General features: G+C 61.4%; 18 protein-coding genes and 1 pseudogene. 4 read left to right on the top strand and 15 right to left on the bottom strand.

Annotated elements, in window-relative coordinates:
* Nucleotides 1-82 precede the first annotated feature (82 nt).
* Entirely contained in the window at nucleotides 83-1,117 is a 1,035-nt protein-coding gene (locus HMPREF9452_RS07115) for an ABC transporter substrate-binding protein (protein ID WP_009141457.1), read from the top strand.
* A 197-nt stretch (nucleotides 1,118-1,314) separates the two neighbouring features.
* Here the strand turns inward: HMPREF9452_RS07115 and HMPREF9452_RS07110 are convergent, their stop codons facing one another.
* From HMPREF9452_RS07110 to HMPREF9452_RS07090, 5 genes are all read right to left on the bottom strand, one after another.
* Nucleotides 1,315-2,028: an ABC transporter permease gene (locus HMPREF9452_RS07110; protein WP_198003587.1), complete on the bottom strand. Its 714-nt coding sequence runs from the start codon at nucleotides 2,026-2,028 to the stop codon at nucleotides 1,315-1,317.
* 83 nt (nucleotides 2,029-2,111) lie between these two features.
* Nucleotides 2,112-2,936 (bottom strand): prolipoprotein diacylglyceryl transferase, encoded by an 825-nt coding sequence (lgt, locus tag HMPREF9452_RS07105; protein WP_009141455.1) that lies wholly within the window; start codon nucleotides 2,934-2,936, stop codon nucleotides 2,112-2,114.
* Between the two features lie 53 nt (nucleotides 2,937-2,989).
* Nucleotides 2,990-3,391, bottom strand: a complete 402-nt coding sequence (locus HMPREF9452_RS11985; protein ID WP_009141454.1) for a hypothetical protein — start codon at nucleotides 3,389-3,391, stop codon at nucleotides 2,990-2,992.
* Nucleotides 3,384-3,959: a dCTP deaminase gene (gene dcd / locus HMPREF9452_RS07095; protein WP_009141453.1), complete on the bottom strand. Its 576-nt coding sequence runs from the start codon at nucleotides 3,957-3,959 to the stop codon at nucleotides 3,384-3,386. The genes HMPREF9452_RS11985 and dcd overlap by 8 nt, the downstream gene beginning before the upstream one ends.
* Before the next feature lie 60 nt (nucleotides 3,960-4,019).
* Complete coding sequence (locus HMPREF9452_RS07090) at nucleotides 4,020-4,295, bottom strand: NifU family protein (RefSeq protein WP_009141452.1); 276 nt, start codon at nucleotides 4,293-4,295, stop codon at nucleotides 4,020-4,022.
* A 238-nt stretch (nucleotides 4,296-4,533) separates the two neighbouring features.
* Here HMPREF9452_RS07090 and HMPREF9452_RS07085 point away from each other — a divergent pair, with 238 nt between their 5' ends.
* Nucleotides 4,534-5,730, top strand: a complete 1,197-nt coding sequence (locus tag HMPREF9452_RS07085; protein WP_009141451.1) for a DUF389 domain-containing protein — start codon at nucleotides 4,534-4,536, stop codon at nucleotides 5,728-5,730.
* Nucleotides 5,731-5,842: 112 nt separating this feature from the next.
* On the opposite strand, the gene HMPREF9452_RS07080 is transcribed toward HMPREF9452_RS07085, so the two are convergent.
* Both HMPREF9452_RS07080 and HMPREF9452_RS07075 read right to left on the bottom strand, forming a co-directional pair.
* Nucleotides 5,843-6,280, bottom strand: a complete 438-nt coding sequence (locus tag HMPREF9452_RS07080) for a hypothetical protein (protein ID WP_009141449.1) — start codon at nucleotides 6,278-6,280, stop codon at nucleotides 5,843-5,845.
* A gap of 680 nt (nucleotides 6,281-6,960) precedes the next feature.
* Nucleotides 6,961-7,194, bottom strand: coding sequence for a helix-turn-helix domain-containing protein (locus HMPREF9452_RS07075; RefSeq protein ID WP_050797642.1), 234 nt, complete (start codon nucleotides 7,192-7,194; stop codon nucleotides 6,961-6,963).
* 17 nt (nucleotides 7,195-7,211) lie between these two features.
* Between HMPREF9452_RS07075 and HMPREF9452_RS07070 the strand changes: the two genes are divergently transcribed.
* Nucleotides 7,212-7,430 carry a hypothetical protein gene (locus HMPREF9452_RS07070; protein ID WP_040362621.1) on the top strand — a complete coding sequence of 73 codons (219 nt, stop codon included), beginning with the start codon at nucleotides 7,212-7,214 and terminating at the stop codon, nucleotides 7,428-7,430.
* Nucleotides 7,431-7,537: 107 nt separating this feature from the next.
* Here the strand turns inward: HMPREF9452_RS07070 and HMPREF9452_RS12355 are convergent.
* The 6 genes and pseudogenes from HMPREF9452_RS12355 to HMPREF9452_RS07045 all read right to left on the bottom strand — a co-directional run.
* Nucleotides 7,538-7,918 (bottom strand): annotated as a pseudogene (locus HMPREF9452_RS12355) (YbaK/EbsC family protein); the annotation flags it as partial.
* A gap of 92 nt (nucleotides 7,919-8,010) precedes the next feature.
* The gene (locus HMPREF9452_RS07065; protein WP_009141447.1) at nucleotides 8,011-8,754 is read right to left on the bottom strand and encodes a DUF3307 domain-containing protein; all 744 of its coding nucleotides are present in this window, start codon (nucleotides 8,752-8,754) and stop codon (nucleotides 8,011-8,013) included.
* On the bottom strand, nucleotides 8,741-9,766 hold the full coding sequence (locus tag HMPREF9452_RS07060; protein ID WP_009141446.1) for a SatD family protein: 1,026 nt from the start codon (nucleotides 9,764-9,766) through the stop codon (nucleotides 8,741-8,743). The genes HMPREF9452_RS07065 and HMPREF9452_RS07060 overlap by 14 nt, the downstream gene beginning before the upstream one ends.
* 763 nt (nucleotides 9,767-10,529) lie before the next feature.
* Complete coding sequence (locus HMPREF9452_RS07055) at nucleotides 10,530-11,009, bottom strand: YbaK/EbsC family protein (RefSeq protein ID WP_009141444.1); 480 nt, start codon at nucleotides 11,007-11,009, stop codon at nucleotides 10,530-10,532.
* A 284-nt stretch (nucleotides 11,010-11,293) separates the two neighbouring features.
* Nucleotides 11,294-11,779: a hypothetical protein gene (locus HMPREF9452_RS07050; protein ID WP_009141443.1), complete on the bottom strand. Its 486-nt coding sequence runs from the start codon at nucleotides 11,777-11,779 to the stop codon at nucleotides 11,294-11,296.
* A gap of 276 nt (nucleotides 11,780-12,055) precedes the next feature.
* Nucleotides 12,056-12,817 carry a hypothetical protein gene (locus HMPREF9452_RS07045; protein WP_147568251.1) on the bottom strand — a complete coding sequence of 254 codons (762 nt, stop codon included), beginning with the start codon at nucleotides 12,815-12,817 and terminating at the stop codon, nucleotides 12,056-12,058.
* 394 nt (nucleotides 12,818-13,211) lie between these two features.
* Between HMPREF9452_RS07045 and HMPREF9452_RS07040 the strand changes: the two genes are divergently transcribed.
* Complete coding sequence (locus HMPREF9452_RS07040; protein WP_009141441.1) at nucleotides 13,212-14,222, top strand: polymer-forming cytoskeletal protein; 1,011 nt, start codon at nucleotides 13,212-13,214, stop codon at nucleotides 14,220-14,222.
* Nucleotides 14,223-14,327: 105 nt separating this feature from the next.
* Here the strand turns inward: HMPREF9452_RS07040 and HMPREF9452_RS07035 are convergent, their stop codons facing one another.
* Complete coding sequence (locus HMPREF9452_RS07035) at nucleotides 14,328-14,663, bottom strand: VanZ family protein (RefSeq protein ID WP_083821821.1); 336 nt, start codon at nucleotides 14,661-14,663, stop codon at nucleotides 14,328-14,330.
* A 41-nt stretch (nucleotides 14,664-14,704) separates the two neighbouring features.
* A complete protein-coding gene (locus HMPREF9452_RS07030) occupies nucleotides 14,705-19,375 on the bottom strand; it encodes a 2-hydroxyacyl-CoA dehydratase (RefSeq protein ID WP_050797647.1) in 4,671 nt (1,556 codons plus the stop codon).
* Between the last annotated feature and the right edge of the window lie 45 nt (nucleotides 19,376-19,420).

Raw genomic sequence — 19,420 nt, 5'->3', positions numbered from 1 at the left:
CTGCCCATGCTCGACGCGCAAGCGACATATACATCGACTGGCGCGAGAGTGATACGCAACCACGACACAGGAGGCGATCGCTATGACCGTACAACCCACCAAACCCTGCCCCACGCGCCGCGGCTTTCTTGCCGGCGCCGGCGCCCTGGGAGCCATGATGCTCGCAGGATGCACCAATAAGGGAGCCGTATCGGGATCTGCCGCGGGCTCCGGCGCGGGCACCGGGGCCAACGCGCGGACCGTGCGCATGGGCACCATGATGACCGAGGACTTCCTTCCCGGCTGGGTTGCCGCGAAGGAGCAGATGTTCCCCGCAAGCGTCAACGTGGAGGTCACCGAGTTCCAAAGCGCTCAGGAGCTTTCCGCCGCCGTGACCGCCGGTGAAATCGACATGGCCATGACCGACCCGCAGGTCTCCGCCTCGCTCACCGCGGGCGGCACGCCGGTGCGCATGCGCTGGATCGCCCTTGGCGCCACGCCCCAACAGGGCATCTTCGGCATCATGGTAGGTCCGGACTCCGCCATCAAGACCGCCGATCAGCTGCGCGGCGCCTCCATTGGCGTGGGCTCAAATACCGTGCCCGAGTACGTGATGGACAAGCTCCTGGAAATCCAGGGCATTGGCGAGGGCGACTTCACCAAAGAGGAAATCAAGAAGATGCCCGTTCGCTTTGAGATGATGACATCTGGCAAGGTGGACGCCGCGGCGCTGCCCAACAGCCTTTTGGAACTGGGCAAGATCAACGGGTGCACCGTTATCATGAACGACGCCCAGGACTCCGACGGCCAAAACCTCTCCCAGTCCGTTGTGGTGGTCCGCGAGGCGTTTGAGGACGAGGAGGGCGGCCGCGATGCCGTGGCCGACGTGGCCCGCGGCTGGGACCTTGCCGCCCAGGCCATCAATAGCGACCCGGAGAGCTACCGCGACCTGCTTATTGAGAAGACCAACCTGGCCGACCCCCTCAAGAAGACCTACCCCATCGCGGAGTACCCCGCGAGCGCCAAGCCCACCTGCGACATGATCCAGCCGCAGCTGGATTGGATGCTCGCGCGCGGCTACCTTAAAAACGCCCTGTTCTTTGACGAGCAGACCGGCGAATTTGGACCGGTAAAGTAGCCTGCCGCCAGGCACCCATCCCTTGAGACGGACATTTGGACGTTTTACCGATGGCTAACCCCAGTAATAAACGTCCATTTGCCCGCCTCGGGAAATACCCGCTGCCTTGCTGCGGTCATCAAGGCGACAAAAGGGGGCTTTTCAGCAACCCCACGGCCTTAAGCAGAGGCCGCCCGCGCATAACCGCGCGACACGCGCTAGGCGCGCCGCCATGGAGTGAGCAGGCGTTCCACCAGGGCAAGCACCTCGTAGATTCCCACGCCCAGCACCGCCATGCCAATCATGCCGGCAAACATCCGCGGGTAGTCCACCATCGACCATGCATCCACAATGAAATAGCCCAATCCAGTCGAACCAGCGATGGACTCGGCCAAAAAGAGAATCGCCACCGCGGTACCAGAGCCAACGCGAAGCGCCGTGAGCAGCTCGGGCAGCACCGCCGGAACCACCACGTGAAGGCAGGTCACCACGCGGCCGGCACCCAGGCTCCGCGCCGCCAGGATCGACTCGCGCGGAACGCACGCCGCGGCGTCTCGCACGCTCACCAGCACCTGGAAGAACACCGTGACGGACATCAGGGCGATCTTGGCTGCATCGCCCAGCCCCAACAGCACCAAGAACACCGGCAGCAAGACCACCTTGGGAATGGGGTACAGCACGTGCAGCGCCGGAGACACCGCCGCATCGAGGCGCGGTGATCTCCCCAGAGCCAAGCCCGCGGGCACCGCCAGCACCGACGCGATGCCAAGCGACGCGAGCACTCTATACAGACTCACCGCAAACGCGGGGGCCAGATCGGGAACATATTCGCGAAACACCGCCACCGTCGCCCCCGGGGTTGGTAGCGCCGGACTTGAAATCACCACGGCAGCCAGGTGCCACAGCCCCAGCAGCACGGCAATCGAAACCAAATACGCCCCCGCGTGTGCGAGGGCGCTACAAAACGTCTTTTTCCTCATAGGCCTTTCCACTTGCTCGCTTGCCCCGCTGCCCGCTAGTCCTCGTCCAAAAACGCATGCTGTGGACGAGAAGCCTTGTATGCATAGAACAACAAGGCGGCACCGATCACAATCAAGGGCAGGCTCAGCAGCTGGCCCATGGTGATGAAGCCGCCAAAGAGATAGCCCAGCTGCGCATCGGGCACGCGAACGAACTCGATAAGGAAGCGGACAACACCATAGCCCAGCACAAACGTGCCTATAAAGGCGCCCTGTGGCGGCAGCTTCTTCTTACGGCTCATGGAGTACAGGATCACAAAAAGGACGATGCCCTCTAGAAACGCCTCGTAAAGCTGGGAGGGATGACGGGGGATCTCGCCGGCCGACCCGCCAAAGACCACGCCCCAAGGCAGGTCCGTGGGCTTGCCCCACAGCTCTCCGTTCACAAAGTTGGCGCAGCGGCCCAGCGCCAGCGCCAGCGGCACGCCTATGATGGCGAGGTCGGCAATGGTCCAGGCAGACAACTTGAGCATGCGGCACACGATGTAGCCCCCTACCAAGCCCCCTACCAAGCCCCCGTGGAAGCTCATGCCGCCCTGGTTGGTCGCGAAGATCTCAAGCGGGTGGGTGAAGTAGTACCCGTCGCCGTAAAAGATGACGTAGAACAGCCTGCCGCCAATGATGAGGCCAAAGACCGCACCCGTTACCAGCATCCAGACATCATCCACGGTGAGGCCCATGTTCCAGCGGCGCTGCACGCGATACATAACGAAACCGGCGAGAATGGAGCCCACCACGTAGGCGATGCCGTACCAGTAGATGGTGATGGGGCCCGCTGAAAACGCGATGGGATCGAGCATGTGATAGAGGTCGTTGAGCAAAATGGCTCCCTTTCTCTTATAGGTCGCCCCGCGCGGGAACGGGCGCCGGCACGCTAGCGGGCAGATGCCCGCGGACCGTTTTTAATGAAGTGCAGGCAGTGGCGGCACTGCTCCTTAATGGTGGCCATGCGATCCACGGTTGGATCGGTAAGGTCCTCCAGCGTGACCGCGTCTTTGTGCCACGGGCGCTGGCAGCGCGTAAAGGCGCAGGTTGCGGGGCACGGCATATAGCGGTCCTTTTCATTGTGCGGGCACTCGTCCTGCATAAAGCCGGAAAAACCGTACAGGCCGGCACAGCCGCGCACTTCCCAGCAGCGCACCACACCGTCCTCGCCGCGAGGATCCTCGACCGCCACGTCGCGGTCGCCGGGCATGGGCGCGCCGCCCGGTGCCGGCATACAAGACGCGCCCCGCGCCGGCATGGGCGACTGGGGCGCGGGGATCTCGCTAGCCACGGGCGACTCCGGGCCTGGTGAGCGGGCTGCCTGCGGTGGCTCCCACCTGACCCTGGTAATGGCTGCCCAAGCCGGGGGCGCCGTAGGGCACATCGACCGGGGAGCTCATGCGCTCGAAGCTGATCTGGCCGATGCGCATGCCGGGGCGAAGCAGGATGGGCAGGTTCGCCACGTTGGAAAGCTCCAGCGTGATCTGGCCGTTCCAGCCCGGATCGATGTAGCCGGCGGTGGAGTGGATCATCAGGCCCAGGCGACCCAAAGAGCTCTTGCCCTCAAGCTTGCCCAGCACGTCATCCGGAACGCAGATGCGCTCCAGCGTAGTGCCCAAAACAAACTGACCGGGGTGCAGCACAAAGGCGTCCCCGTCGGAAACAATGATCTGCTCGGTAAGATCGGGCTGGTGCAGCTCGGGGTCGATCGCCACGTGGTCGGAGTTGCGGAACACGCGGAAATCATTGCCAAGGCGCACGTCGATCGAAGCGGGCTGGATCAGCTCGGCGCAGAACGGGTCGAGGACGATGCGCCCCTTCTCGATCTCGATCTTGATGTCGTGGTCAGAGAGAACCATTGCGGACCTCCATCAACCCCGCGCGCGGCACGGGGCAAAACGCTTTGAAACGGCAATCGCCTAGAACGGCGCGTACTCGTCGTACATATCTGCAGCGGGACCGTTGTTGACGGCCTCAACGCGGGTCACGCCGGGGACGTGCTCCTTGAGGATGCGCTCCACGCCCATGGAGAGCGTCAGCTGGCTCATGGGGCAGCCGGCGCAGGCGCCCTGCAGCTCAAGGGAAACAACGCCGTCATCGTCCACGCCCACGTAGGCCATGTCGCCGCCGTCAGCTTGCAGGTTGGGGCGGATCTGCTCAAGAACTTCAAGCAAAAGCTGTTCATTTACTGCCATGGGGCAGTCCTTTCAACGAGCGCGCGTCGAATAAGGTGGCGCACGCGTCTCATATTGGCTTCCACGGGATGTACCCGCGCAAACGTACACTATACCATGTTGGCGCAAGGCGTATGTGCCCGGTGCGTTGACAGGTGCGGCGCAAGGGGCAAGAATGCGTTGAGATGCCCCCGCCCCGCGGCGGTTGCGGCGATCGTGATGATGGGGACGAGGACTACCAACACGGCAGGTGGACACTATGGCGGACCAACGCAGCAGCCAGCACAACAATCGGCGCGAAGACCATCACGGCGAGCGCGCAGGCCGTTCCGCCGCCATAGACCTGCAAAAATACATCGACCGCCATCGCCGGCGCCATGGCGAAAGACCCGCGCTGCAACGGATTTGGCGCAGCGTCGCCACCTTTTTCAAGCACACCTTCAATATTCGCGAGGGACGCGCGCCCTACCATGTGATCCGCAAACGCTTTGTCAACGGGGCGCGACTCAACGGCAACCACCTGTGCATCCTCATCGTCGCCATGGTTATCGCGTGCATTGGCCTGGATACCAACTCGGACATCGCCATCGTGGGCGCCATGCTCATCTGCCCCCTCATGGGATCGGTGCTCGCCATCGCGTACGCCGCGGCGACGCTTGACCGCACCCTGGCGCGCGACGCCGCGGCGGGGCTCATCGTCCAGATGGTTTTCTGCCTCATCACCTCGACGCTCTACTTCAATCTCTCCCCCGTCGCCGGCATGACGCAGGCCATGGCGGACAACTCGAGCCCCACGGTATGGGACCTCATCCTGGCGCTGGTAGGCGGTTTTGCAGGAGGCCTGGGCAACTCGCGCGACCAGGAGCCCGCCACGCTCATCTCGGGCGTCGCCGTGGCTACCGCGCTGATGCCGCCGCTGTGCGCCGCGGGCTACGGCATCGCCGCCATGAACCTGGGGCTCTCGCTGAGCGCGCTGTACGAGTTCGGCATCAACGTGGTCTTTATCGCGCTTTCCGCCATGCTCGTCCTGTTGCTGCTGGGCACCCCGCTTAAACGCGACCTCAACGACGATGGGGTGGTAACCGCGCAGGAAGACGCCGATGCGCGCTCGCGTGCCCACACCGTACGGTGGCGCATCCTCATTGGCACCGCCATCTTCGCCATCCCCTGCATCATCCTCACGTCGAACATGGTGAGGGCGGCAGACGACCCCACGCCCGATTCCTACGGCGCCGCCGAGACCGCGCGCGAGCTCGCCGTGGTCTGCCCCGGTTTCAAGGAGTACACCGTTGGTCTGCAAGCCGAGCCCGCTTCTGACGGCTCTTCTATGGACGAAGAGCTGGTAGCGCGCGTTTTCACGGACGAGGAGCTCGATAGCGAGGACCGGACCATGGCGGAGGAACTCATCCGCCTGGACGTGAAGAACCTGGACCGCGTGGAGTTTAGGGTGGAGTAACCTACGGCAGAGCACGTCCGGCCGCACGCCGCATCAGGGGGCGCACGCCGTCGGGAGCGCAGTCGACCAGCTCTTCCACGCAATCGCCCGGGACCATCTTGCCCTTTGCGCGCTATAGAATCGCGTTGGACAGCGCGTTCAAGACAAAGCCCAGCAAAATTAGAAGGACGAGAGCGCCGCCAAGATACTTTATCGCCACGCGCGTAGACGCTGCCTGCAACTGGCCTATGTTGAGCACCTCGCACCAGCCGTGCTCCCCGCATGCGGGACACGTCAGGCGCTTCTGGTACCGTGAGTAGCTCTTACGCGTGACCAGCGCGGGGCCGTGGACGCGCGTGCTTGTTCGTGAGACCGACTTGGTCATCTTGGCGCCGCGCAGCTCGGCCGTCGTGATCCTAAACTCCACACCGCATGCGCCGCAGCGGACAACCACTGGCAACGACAGCTCATCGATCGCACGCGCCGCCCGGCGATATGCCACAAACAGCACAACGGCCATGATCCCAAACAGGACCAAGGGCAAAACGATGGCAACTACGGGCAGCGGCATGGGAGCTCCAATCCTCGCGCGGCAATCCAAAGAGACGATATGGGAAAGCCATTGGGCGAAGAGCCTCCCCGCGGCATACAGGCTCGCGGGCTGGGCGGGAGCAATGGTGTTGTATCGTCACCCTGCGGTGCCGCCGTACCGCACGTAAGGGAGGAGGCTCCCCATGTCACATGTTACCTCCATCGGGCTGGACGTACACGCCCGCTCGGCATCGGCGTGCGCCTTCGACCACACAACCTTCCCGCCGGGAGGGCCCGCGCTTCGACGCATCGCCGGGGTCGGCTCACGTCCTTTTTTATGGGCAGCCCGCAGGCCGCGCCCGATCACGAAGACTCAGGGACTTTCATCCGACGGCCCCGGACGGAGAAACGAAATGAGGTAGCGCGCGGCGACATAATCTGACCCGATGCCGCGCCACAGAGCCCGCGGATATTAGCTTGCCAGGCGAGCGACGACTAACGAGCATCCGCGCGGGCCCACCGGCTGGAACGAGGACAGGTCCCATATGGAAAATTGGGACCTGGAAGATTTTGCTACTTGACAATGGCTTTCTCATATTAAAAGCTGCAGCCGCAAGAAGTCTTCGCGGTAACTCTCGGTGGCGCCCGCGCCAAATAGGTGGGCAGACCTCAGCGCGTTATAAAACGCCGTCGATCAGCAAAATCAATGCGAGGTAATAGCTATTCTTCTTTTTCGACAATCCTTCTTGGCGAAGCCCCTCCAAGGCCGGAGAAAAACTCAACCACAGATACATCGAGGCCGTCGGCAATCTTGACAAGGTAGTCTATCGAGACGTTTTGCTTGCCAGCTTCAAACTGGTTGATATGCGATCGATTCACTTCAAGCGTGCGGGCAAGTTCTGACTGGCTAATCCTGCGCTCAGAGCGCAAGCGGCCCGCGTTGGCCCCAATCACTTTACGAACGCATCCATGTGCTATCGAGCATCGCTCGCATAGTCGCCGGCCGCACGGATCTGGACGCCTCGCGTCGCACTATCAAGGCAACGCTGGACATCCGCAGCGACGTCACCACGTCTGAGCAAGAGCAGTACCAACTGGTCTATCGTTCAAATAATACGGACGAAGAAAAGCCGCTCACCGCCCTACGTATCCTGCTAATTTCACCCGATAGCGACCCTTGGAGCTGGTAGCGCCCCGCAAGACTCCGCCCATGTCGCCCGCTAGCCTGCCTCGGCAATCACGGCAAGTCCTTCTTGGAATCATCGCCCACCTCTGTCCAGGCGGAACCGAATGCGAGCTAGAATGGAATAAAGCGAGGCACGCCCCGACCTTCGAATCGGGAAACGACCTCGCATGCGTTTGGATCGAGCGAAAAGAGGCTGCAGCCTACATGAGCCAGACGACGCACACCTCGTTGCCATGGTTCTCGACAACGCGCACAAGATCCGCCGCCTGCATCCAAACGGTGGCGGTGTTGTCGTTGGGGGTGGACCCCGATGATGCCGCTTGCGAGATCGGCGTCCAGAAAGACCGTCGCCTCCCGTCCCTCGTCGTTGAGAAGTCCCAGGGGCGTCACGGAACCCGACTCGAGCCCCATAATGGACCTAAGGCCGTCGGCAGACGCAAACGAGAGCGGGCGCGTACCGTACCTTCGCCTGAACTCCTTAAGGTCGACGCGCCTGTCGCCCGTTGCTTGCGATCCTGTTTAACGTGGCTTTTCTGGCGTCACCTATCAACATCGTTCCGACATCACAGTCATGCATAAATGGCTCACAGCACCATGGCCCAACGTACAAACAGCGGAAGAAATATTGCGGTCGCAACGCTCGCCAGCGTGCCCACCAGGTACACCTCCGCGAACGTTTTATCGTCCTTCAGCTTCTCGTATCGCGCGATGCTCTTCGCTGCCACCACAAACGCAATCGCATCGTACTGTCCCAACAGGGTAAGTACGCCTACAATCGCACGCTCAAGCATTCCTATTGCACGCCCAGAATTGGCAGCATCTTTCCTGAATCCACCAGGAAAAGCCGCATCTCTTCGCAGAGAACCCAGCAGTAATTTGACCAACACGCATGAAGGTACAATGCAAAGAGCAAGCGAGGCGGTCCACACAAGCGTTTCGGCCCAATATGGCGAAAGCTCCCTTGAGGCATTCTTTGCCAAAAACACGCCCGCCACTACGCAACAACCCACATGTAGGGCCTGGTCCAGCAGAAAAGCCTGCACCTCCCCGTGAGTCATGCTCTTTATCCTCGGACGAATCATGAAGTCAATCACGCCATGCATTGCGGACAACACCATCCACGCCACCACAGCCAACACAAGAGGGCTTCCCAAGAAAATAGCGATCGCTACTAATACAGGCGCCATGCCCAGTGCGTAGAAGACGCCGTGGCGCACCCTCTCGGCATAAGAGCGCTCTTTAGCGATCGCCATTTCATCGGATTGAAAGTAAAAATCCCCCACAACGTGCCCCAAAAGCAGCAGGCACAGCGTTTCACCCAAGCTCACCACCGGCTTCCTTCTCCCCCAAGAAACGTGCTGCCATTACAGCGGCAACACGCTCTTGATTTACCATCCCCCCATCCAACAGCCTATCGAGCGACTGCCTGGTGCGGCCAGCGTACGTTTCCATCCTATATGATAATCCCGACAATTGCGATGGCAGTTCAACCATCCCCGCCGAATTCAGCTTCGCAGCATCCACCGGACAAGGAGGCTCCGCCTTCCAGTTATGAAGAATAGCGCGCCCATCCATTCGCTCGAGAGCAGCCAGCAGCACTTCCAACGCCCCCCGTGCTTCTGTGCAGGCAAGGGCGTCCGCTTGGGCAGCCAGCGGAAAGAGCAACTCCACATGACGCGCGAGCTCAGCTTGGCGTGCCGTCCTTGCAGATGCCAGCAGCAAGGGATAGTTAGCAATCACAGTTTGCTCTGGCATTGGAGTGGAAGATGAAATTGTAAAACCGTACAACCGGCTTTTCTTCGACGTAGCGATTGCATCGCGGGCATGATGATACGCAGTTCCATCTTGAACAGTAGACGGCGCCCCTTCGATCTTCATCTCCCAACCGCCCATTCCCACGCCGCCCCGCAACTCGACGGGAGCCATAAGAAGGGATAGCTGTCGGAAATAGAGGAACGCGGCAGCAGCGTCAGCAAACAAGCCCTGCACCTCATCGCCTGCGCTAAAGACCACATCGCAAAGAAGATCACGACGAAACAGCCCGTTGAGATAAGCTATCGAAGCGGCAAGCAGGCGTTGCGCATCAACGCGTTTCTCGTCCTTCATTTTGCGAGAATCACGAACATCCACCATAAGAGCCGCACATTGTTGCATAGCCATTCCAAACAACTCGCAGTTTAATACGTCTTCATAATAGCACGCTTTTTCTGCACTATTTCTGATTGCACGTTTTTTCTTTGCTATTAAGATAGCTCTAGAATAAATGAGATGTCCAACAGTCTGAGCAATGGGTGATGGCGCACCCGCGTCAAGAGGTTGCACTTTATGACGAAAGGACATCTTCATTCCACGGTTACAGCTTGACGGAACAATCAAGGCCGGCGAAGGGTCGAGTTGGATCGAAAGCCAGAAGGCCCCTATGGTCGACAGAGCAAAATCCCTGGGACTTTACGAAGAAGCACAGCGAAATGCGAAGACCACCTTCAAGGGCCTCTTCGCGGGGATGCGATACCCGAGGGAGCCACTCTTGAAGTCAGATTCCAGCAGAAAGGTCAGTAAACATGAGTAAGAACAACAACGACGGGAGTTCCGGCGTACAAATCGCCGTAGCCATGATTGCCGCAATCATCATCCTCTACATAATGATCAACAGGATATTCTTCGCATAGCATCCTACAAAAAGATTCTTAAGGGCGCTTCGACAAGGAAGCGCTCTTTTTTTGTCTCCTTGCTGTTTTTGGGCTTCGGTTGGACTTGGGGTCTCTGCTGAAAACAGCCTCCGTTTACACCCACCATCTACTTTTTGGGTCCAGTTGAACTTGGCGGCGCTGAAAACGAGCTCCAGTTGGACTTTGATCCAGCGGCCAGCGAGGAGCCGTCGCAAAAGCGCAGGATAGAAACCACGCGCACCAGGCGCCCGCCAATGCCAAGTCCAACTGGAGGCCATTTTCAGCATCCCGTGTGAACTGGACCTCATTTTTAGCAGAGCACCAAGTCCAACTGGAGGGCGTTTTCAGCAGCCGCCCCTATGAGGTCAAAGGAGCATAGCGCTCGTCATTGTTCCCGAAGAGAAATCAACCGATCTTCTTGAACATGGGAGCAGTTACTGCGCCATTTCTGGCAGCTTGCACACGCCGACCCACTCAACACAGCCGGATGCGCGCTCTAGTTCCGCGGGCGTAAGGCGCACGGCGCTGTTGGAGCTTCCGCATGCGGGGTAGACGTATTCGAAACGACGGAGAGACTCGTCCAAATACACCGCCACGCCAATGCGCACGGCAAAGGGGCACACACCGCCGGGAGCGTGACCTACCAACTCTTCCACGCGATCAGCCGGGACCATCTTCGCCTTGATGTGGAACTTCGCCTTGAACTTGGAGCTGTTCACCTTCGCGTCGCCCGCCGCGACGATGAGGACCGCTGCATCGTCCACCAAAAACGAGAGCGTTTTGGCAATCTCCGCCTCGCTGGTCCCGGCCGCCTGGGCCGCCATCGCCACGGTGGCAGAAGACTGATCAAATACAATCACGCGATCTGCCAGCCCGTATTGTTCCAAATGCGCCTTTGCGGCCTCAAAAGACATTGCTCCCCCTTTTGCCATGGACGTTGCCTCTACGCCTTTTGCGCACACCCTTTTGCGCAGACGTCAGCAACGATTCTCCGCAAGCCGCGACGACAGCGTCCCGCCCCGATTGTTTTTCGACCATTATGACGTGATGTGAGAGGACCAGCTGGATCCGTAACGCGAATTTGACCTGCAGCGGGAATGAAAAAGGCCACCGTCTTTTGACGATGACCTTCTCCAGTCCCCGCCTCACTTAGAGTCCACAGGGCCTCATGCCGCGCTACGCATACCGTCCACCCACGCTAGGCAAGAACGGTGCCAACGGGGAACGCCCGGCGGAATACAAAGCGAGAAACGGGCCCCGCCACCAGCAGGTTCCACGGCAGCGCCATGATGAAGTTGGTGGGGATGTTGGAAATCCACATAAAGGGGATCGCGGCAAACTCACCAGTTTGAGAAGCGACCTCAACGGCGCCGAACAGCGACATGATGATCACCATGGGCACAACCATGCAGCTGCTCACGGCCAGCGTCATGGCCAGCGGCGAGCTCTTGCCGGGCGTCACCAAAAAACGAAACGCAAAACCCTTGGCAAGCGGCACGGCGACAAACCAGTCGGCGCACATGGCGAACACGTAGGCCACGGGGAATCCAAGCCACGCCTGCGCAACGGCGCCCATGGTAAGCGCCCCCTGATGCAGCGCCACGTTGTAGATGGACATCCAAAGCACCATGGCAAAGCACATAATAAAGGTGAAGATCAAGCTTTCTCGTTTGTTGGTGGGCATCCCTTGTCCTTTCGTTTAGCGCCGCGCAGCCGCGGCAAATCGACCATCACGGCAACAAAAAAGGCGCCACCGATTCGCGCGGTGACGCCAACTGATACATTGAATATTGCAGCCGTGGGGAATACCCTATCAGATTTCGCGAACGCTTGTAAGCGAAGATGTTGTGGATATGGACGAGGAGCCTGACACCTGGCTGAGCTTGGCAGCAAGTCGAGCAGGAGCCGGACGGGCGCATGATCCAACATATACTCATCCACCCGCCCCGTCAGAAAGACGCTACCACACTCCAGTCTCCCTGCGCAGGTAGTCCGCCAGATACGGCACGGCAAACCTAATGAGGCCCCAGCCGGCGGGCTCGATCGCCCCGGCATCGATCAAGCGCTTTCGGTACTTTTGCGCATAGTCCTGCGTAACGTTCATGCGCTCGGCAATGGCAGAGATGCTGCTATCGCCTTCGTCCCGGGCCATCGCGCTGAGGAACTGAACGTCTCGAACCGATAGCGCGGCCAACAGCGTGCCGCAAACATCGTTCTCAAAATCCGCTCGCGCCGCCTCGACCGCCGCATCAATCATAGAGCCGCTTAGCTGCCCCTGGTCTGCTGCGCGCACCACCACATTGTGACCCAAGAGCTGCATGAGGTACGGAGACCCCATGCTCTCCTTTACTATGCGCTTTCGCTCGCCGTCCAAAATGCAGACGCCCAGTTCCTCAAACGCCCGCGCGTAATACGCGTCGACATCGCCCAGGGAAAGCGGCGGCAGGCTCACCTTACGCGCTCGGTTAAGAAACGTTAGGACCTTGTCGTTCAGCGTGGCGGAAACGGCGCCGGGAAGGCCGGCCATAACAAGCGCAACATTGAGACGCTCCCCCACCAGCTCTTGATAGAGCGAAACCAACTGACGTATTTCCTCTGAGTTCGCCTGCAGCTCATCGATCAAAATCAGCATGCCATGGCCTTCTGCCGTGAGCTTTCTAGCCAGCTGGGTGAGCTTGAACTGAGAAGATTTGCCTTCTTGAACCTCTCGTGTGAACTCCAATCCAGCGGAGAACCATACGCGCCAATTGACGCGTTCGCAAGCCGAACGCTCTTGCTCCCCAGGTGCCTGCGGCCGTCTTGCTGTACTTTCTCAACAATTCGGTCAAGCATCCCCGATGACGCGATGGTTGGGTGCGCCACCACATACCCCATGGCGGCCGCGCGGTCTGCAAGCTCCCATAGCAGCACCGTCTTGCCGTAACCCCTTTGGCCTGCAGTCGTTCAAGATGGCAAAGCTGTCGCTGCTGCCGTTTGGCGCGCGTGTAAACTAGGCGGTCGCCACCAGAATCGCGCCGAAAGCCAAAACCGCGCCCCCACCGCCTTGCGCCCCCGTCATGCTGTGGATGAGGCAGATTCGCATCGCGCGCCCGCGCATCCACGTTCCGGGAGGCTCCATGCTGAGCGAAAACAAAGCAAAGCTCGTTAAGAAGTGCTATCTCGTTCCCAAGATCGCGCGATACTCCCTGCTATCGCTCTTCCCCACGGGCACGGCGGCTATTTTGCTCGTAATGATCGACAACATCGCCCTGGGCTCGAACGGACTTGGCAACCTGCAGCTCATAGCCATATCCTCCATCATGATTGCCGAGGGAATCCTCACCATTGCCTGCGGCCTCTCGGCTAAAGCCACGCTGCGCAGCGAGCGCTGGAGAGCGATCGAACGCGAAACGCACGGCGGACCAGTGTGCCCGGATTCCGCAAGCGGGCTCAACGTCTTCGCGCTCATGGACCTTCTCGGCAGCTCGGCCGCCGCCATCGCACACAAACAAGGCATCGCGCTGCCAAGGCAGGGCCGCGCCGCAGCAACCGTCTTTCTCGCGCCCATCTTGCTGCTCGTCCTCGCGTTTACCCCGCGCTTCATCGACTCGGCGGCACAGGCATCCTCCGCGCAAAACAGCGCAGCCCAGACCCTTTCCGCATTCCAAGACGCTCTGGAGCCCGGCGTCTCCTACGTCATGGCCGACGACCCCCTTGAGCGCCGACAGGACAGCGGCTACCAGGTCAGCGGCAACGTCACCGACCAAGATGGAGACATCGTCGCCCGTATATCCATCGAAACGGATTCTCAGGGCGCGGTGGACGGCGTAGTCTACACCGCAAGTGTCGATATCGAAAGGGCCGCACAGGATAATTTGGCGTTTGCGGACGAGAATATCGACCGCCTCTATGAGCTTATCGCCGACGTCGATGCGCCCCAAGTCGCCGCAGGTCTGTTCAACAAACCCCAGCTACCCGCAGAGTTTCGCGAATCCTTCCTTGCAGGCGACTACTACACCCCGCTTGATGTCGACTTGGACAACACCGGGGACCTGCGCGCATGGGCAACGTTCTCAACTGATTCGCGCGATGAGTTTGACGAGTACAGCTCGCCAAGGATCAGCATCTTCCTGCAGGCGAACCGCTAACGACAAAAGCCTCTCGGCGCCGGGCGCATTTACACCGACGTCGAGAGGCTTAATGGAAAACAGAGTAGGCAGACTCCCAAGCAAGTTCTTTGCCTTGCGCCCTCGCTAACCCCTATCTGGCGCCAGCCCGTTGCCCTTGCTGCCCGAGGAAACGCGAACCATGAGCGCCATGAGGACAATGCCCGCGGCGCTTCCCAGCACCTGAAGCATCATGTCGTCCACATCGACGACAAAGCTGGGGAAGCCGGTGGCAAGATCGATGACCAACTGCAGCGGCTCAATGAGAATCGCAATCGCAAGCGCCCATACCACCGCTTTCTTGATCGAGCGCGTGTGCGCAAATGCCAGCAACGGGAGCGGAACAAACGCCAAAAGCGTTCCCCAAATGGAAAGTTGGCCGGCAGCCGATCTCGGCAGCGTATGGACGAGGACGGTCCGCAAAGGTTACATCGCAGCCGCCCGTCCTCGTCCAAAAACGCGCGCTACTTATTATGGCGCTTGAGGCCGCGGCCAAGACGGCGTGCGGTCGCCTCGACCTCTGCCTCGTGCGCGGCGACCTCTGCCGGCGTGGTGAAGTGGTGCGGACGGAACTTGCTATCGACCGCGTCCATCTCAAGCGGGTGGACGGGCTCCATCACAAAGCCTTTGCCCGCGCGCAGGTTCTCCTTGGCCACGGAGATCATGAGCTTGATACGGTTGAGCTGGTTGACCTCCGAGGCGCCGGGGTCGTAGTCCACCGCCACGATGTTGCTCTCCGGGTGCTGGCGGCGCAGCTCCTTGATGACCGCCTTGCCCACCACGTGGTTGGGCAGGCAGGCGAACGGCTGGGTGCAGATGATGTTGGGCGCACCGTGGTCGATGAGGTCGAGCATCTCGGCCGTGAGCAGCCAGCCCTCGCCCATGTTGTTGCACAGCGACAGCACCTGCGTGGCCTTTTGCGCCATAACGGAGATGGGTTCGGGGCGCTCGAAGCGCTCGCTTTGCTCGAGCATCTCCTCAACCGGCTTGCGCATCCAATCGACCATGCCAATGGCGGCGTCCATGCTGGCGCGCGTTACCGCGGAGCTGCCAAGCTCGTTTTTCTGCACGGTGGCGTTGCTCATGGAGTAGAGGAAGAAGTCCAGAAGACCCGGGACCACAGCCTCGCAGCCCTCGGCCTCGATCACGTCGACAACGTGGTTGTTGGCCGTGGGGTGGAACTTGACCAGGATCTCGCCCACAACGCCCACGCGCGGCTTGGTGCCCTCGCCCACCAGCGGCATGGTGTCGAACGCACGGATCGCCTCACGCGACAGCTTGGTGAAGTTGCGGCGGTTGAAAGCAGGCGCCAGCTTGCGCGCGCGGTCCATGAACTGCTCGAACAGCTGGTTGGCAGCGCCCGGCGTGGCCTCATACGGACGGCAGCGGTAGAGCATCTGCATCATGACATCACCAAACAGCACGCTGTAGACGGCGGCTTTAAGCATGGTGGGCGTCAACTTGAAACCGGGGTTGTCCTCGTCCAACTTGACCGCGGAAAGCGAGATGACCGGGATGTCCGCATGTCCGGAATCGCGCAGAGCCTTGCGGATGAGGGCGATGTAGTTGGTGGCACGGCAGCCGCCGCCGGTCTGGGTGATGACCACGGCGGTCTTGGAGAGGTCGTAGCGGCCGCTCTCGATGGCCTCCATGATCTGGCCCGTGACCAGGATGGACGGGTAGCAGATGTCGTTGTTGACGTAGCGCAGGCCCGCCTCCACGGCGCCGCGGTCGGTGGAGGGCAGAAGCTCCAGGTTGTAACCGGACGCGCGGAACACCTCTTTGATGAGGTCGAAGTGGATGGGCGCCATCTGCGGGCACAGGATGGTGTAGCCGGCGTCCTTCATCTCCTGGGTGAAGCTCACCTTGGGGAACGCCGCGGACTTGGACGCGCGCTGGGCCTCCAGGGCGTACTTATGCGTGGCGAACACCGGCTGATCCGCGGAGGGTTCAACCGGGCTGGCGGCGCCAACCTGGAACTCCTCGCCCGCGGCGGCAGCCTCCGCGGCACGCTCCGCCGCCTGGTCCTTGAGCGCGGCCATGAGCGAGCGGATGCGGATGCGCGCGGCGCCAAGGTTTGAGACCTCGTCGATCTTGAGCACGGTGTAGATCTTACCGGACGCCTCCAGGATCTCCTGCACCTGGTCGGTGGTGAGGGCGTCCAGGCCGCAGCCAAAGGAGTTCATCTGCACCAGGTCGAGGTCGTTGCGCATGGTGACAAAGCGCGCGGCGGCGTACAGGCGGCTATGGAACATCCACTGGTCGACCACGCGGATGGGGCGCTCGGGCTTCACCAGGTGCGCCACGGAGTCCTCGGTAAGGACCGCGAAGCCAAAGGAGGTGATCAGCTCGGGCAGGGCATGGTTGATTTCCGGGTCGTTATGGTAGGGGCGGCCGGCGAGCACGATGCCGTGTCCGCCGTTGTCCTCGATCCACTTCACGGCTTCCTCGCCCATGGTCTGGATCTGCTGGTGGAAGCGGGCATCCTCCTCATAGGCGGCGTTGACGGCGGCGTCGATCTCCGTGCGGGTGATCTTGGGGCCGCGCACGCGGCCGCGGCCCGCCTGGGCGTCTGCCACGCGCTCCACGGCGATCAGCTCGTAGAGGCGGCGCTTGAGCTCGATCTTGTCATGGTAGGGCACAAAGGGGTACATGAACTCGACGTGCTTCTCGGAGATCTCATCGATGTTCAGGCCCAGCGCCGTGGGGTAGCTCATAACGATGGGGCAGTTATAGCAGTTGCCCGCGGTGGGATCCTCCTTGCGCTCCCAGCGCACGCAGGGCATCCAGATAAAGTCCGGGTCCTTGTCGATAAGGTTCATGATGTGGCCATGGCTGAGCTTAGCCGGATAGCACACGGACTCGCTGGGCATGGACTCGATGCCGGCCTCGTAGGTCTGCTTGGTCGAGTTGTCCGAAAGCACCACGGAGAAACCCAGCTTGGTGAAGAACGTATGCCAGAACGGGTAGTTCTCGTACATGTTGAGCGCGCGGGGAATGCCCACGGTGCCGCGCGGCGCGGCATCAGGGTCAAGCGACTCGCGGTCGAACAGCAGGGCGTTTTTCTGGGCGAAGACGTTGGGGGCCTCGGTCTTGTTGGAGCGATGGCCCGCGCCCTTTTCGCAGCGGTTGCCCGTGATGAAGCGACGGCCGCCGCCAAAGTCGTTGATGGTGAGCTGGCAGTTGTTGGAGCAGCGGCCGCAGCGCGCGTGGCGCTGGGTCACCGTGAGCGACGCGACCTGGTCCGCAGACAGGATGTTTGAGATGCCATCCGCCCCAGCGCGGTCGCGAGCCAGCAGGGCGGCTCCGTAGGCGCCCATGCAGCCGGCGATGTCCGGGCGCACCGCGTTGACACCGGTGAGCTGCTCAAACGCGCGCAACGTGGCGTCCGACATAAACGTGCCGCCCTGGACGATGACCTGTGTGCCGATCTCTTTGGGGTCGCGCAGCTTGATGACCTTGAACAGCGCGTTCTTGATAACGGAGTAGGACAGGCCCGCGGCGATGTCGCCCACGGTGGCGCCCTCTTTTTGAGCCTGCTTGACGCGGCTGTTCATAAAGACCGTGCAACGGCTGCCAAGGTCGACCGGCGCCTTGGCCTCGATGGCCGCCTGGGCGAACGCGCGCACGTCCATGTTCATGGAGACCGCGAAGCTCTCGATGAAGCTGCCGCAACCGCTGGAGCAGGCCTCATTGAGCATGATGTGCTCGATGACGCCGTCGCGCACGCGCAGGCACTTCATGTCCTGGCCGCCGATGTCCAGGATGAACTCCACGCCCGGCAGAAACGCGCGGCTGCCGCGCAGGTGTGCGACGGTCTCGATCTCGCCGGAGTCGGCCTTGAGGGCCTCGATGAGCAGCGCCTCGCCGTAGCCGGTGGTGGTGACGTGGCCAATGCGCGCGCCGGCGGGGATGTGCTGGTAGAAATCGGCCATGATCACCTTGGCGGTACCCAGGATGTCGCCGTTGTTGTTGCCGTACCAGGTATGCAGCAGCTGGCCGTCCTCGCCCACCATCGCGGCCTTCATGGTGGTGGAGCCGGCGTCGATGCCGATGAAGACGCGCTCGCCGGCATAGCTGGCGGGATCGCCCTTGGGAACGACCTCCTTGTTGTGGCGCTCCTTGAACTCGGCGTACTCGTCCTCGCTCGCAAACAACGGGGAGAGGCGCTCGACCTCCGCGCCCTGGGTGTCGCCCAGCGCGTCGATAGACGCGATGAGCTCGCCAAACGTGGACAGCTTGGTGGACTCGTGCGCCATGGCGGCGCCGGACGCCACAAAGAGGTGGGCGTTGTCGGGGACGATGCGGTGCTCCTCGTCCAAATCAAGCGTGATGTAGAAGCGGCGGCGCAGCTCGGAGAGGTACTGCAGCGGTCCGCCCAAGAAGGCGACGTAGCCGCGGATGGGACGGCCGCACGCCAGGCCGGAGATGGTCTGGGTCACCACGGCCTGGAAGATGGACGCGGCGACGTCCTCCGGACGGGCGCCCTCGTTGAGCAGGGGCTGCACGTCCGTCTTAGCGAACACGCCGCAGCGGCTGGCGATGGGGTAGATAGTGGTCGCGTCGGCGGCGAGCTTGTTGAGGCCCGCGGCGTCCGTGTGCAGCAGGGTGGCCATCTGGTCGATGAAGGCGCCGGTGCCGCCCGCGCAGGTGCCGTTCATGCGCTGCTCGATGCCCGAATCGAAGTAGATGATCTTGGCGTCCTCGCCGCCCAGTTCGATGGCGACGTCGGTCTGCGGGATGAGGGTCTCCACGGCGCGCTTGGAGGCGATGACCTCCTGGACAAACCCCAGATCCAACCACTGCGAGAGCAGAAGCCCGCCCGAACCGGTGATGGCGCAGGTCATGCGGGCATCTCCCAGCACGCCGGCGGCGCCCGCAAACAGGTCGCGAGCGCAGGCGCGCACGTCGGTGTGGTGGCGCTGGTACTTGGCGTAGACGATCTGGTTGGCGTCGTTGAGCACGGCGAGCTTGACCGTGGTTGACCCCACGTCTATGCCCAGGTGCAGATCACCCGTGGCGTTTTGCGGATTGTAGATGGCGTCCTCCGGAACGACCGGGGCCTGCGGGCACGCAGGCGCGGACTGAAGCGCACCCGCCGTCGCGTCGGCCGCATCCCGCGCGGCCTGGTCCATAGCTACGGACTCGACCACGGTATTCTCTACTTCTTGGTTACTCAT

The organism is Collinsella tanakaei YIT 12063, from assembly GCF_000225705.1.
Lineage (GTDB): Bacteria > Actinomycetota > Coriobacteriia > Coriobacteriales > Coriobacteriaceae > Collinsella > Collinsella tanakaei.
This window is presented reverse-complemented; position numbering and strand designations above follow the sequence as displayed.

Excerpts from the sequence above, each read along its gene's own strand:
- HMPREF9452_RS07115 (WP_009141457.1), top strand. The coding sequence starts at position 83 with ATGACCGTACAACCCACCAAACCCTGCCCCACGCGCCGCGGCTTTCTT.
- dcd (WP_009141453.1), bottom strand. The coding sequence starts at position 3,959 with ATGGTTCTCTCTGACCACGACATCAAGATCGAGATCGAGAAGGGGCGC.
- HMPREF9452_RS07090 (WP_009141452.1), bottom strand. The coding sequence starts at position 4,295 with ATGGCAGTAAATGAACAGCTTTTGCTTGAAGTTCTTGAGCAGATCCGC.
- HMPREF9452_RS07085 (WP_009141451.1), top strand. The coding sequence starts at position 4,534 with ATGGCGGACCAACGCAGCAGCCAGCACAACAATCGGCGCGAAGACCAT.
- HMPREF9452_RS07080 (WP_009141449.1), bottom strand. The coding sequence starts at position 6,280 with ATGCCGCTGCCCGTAGTTGCCATCGTTTTGCCCTTGGTCCTGTTTGGG.
- HMPREF9452_RS07060 (WP_009141446.1), bottom strand. The coding sequence starts at position 9,766 with ATGTCCTTTCGTCATAAAGTGCAACCTCTTGACGCGGGTGCGCCATCA.
- HMPREF9452_RS07055 (WP_009141444.1), bottom strand. The coding sequence starts at position 11,009 with ATGTCTTTTGAGGCCGCAAAGGCGCATTTGGAACAATACGGGCTGGCA.
- HMPREF9452_RS07050 (WP_009141443.1), bottom strand. The coding sequence starts at position 11,779 with ATGCCCACCAACAAACGAGAAAGCTTGATCTTCACCTTTATTATGTGC.
- HMPREF9452_RS07040 (WP_009141441.1), top strand. The coding sequence starts at position 13,212 with ATGCTGAGCGAAAACAAAGCAAAGCTCGTTAAGAAGTGCTATCTCGTT.
- HMPREF9452_RS07030 (WP_050797647.1), bottom strand. The coding sequence starts at position 19,375 with ATGGACCAGGCCGCGCGGGATGCGGCCGACGCGACGGCGGGTGCGCTT.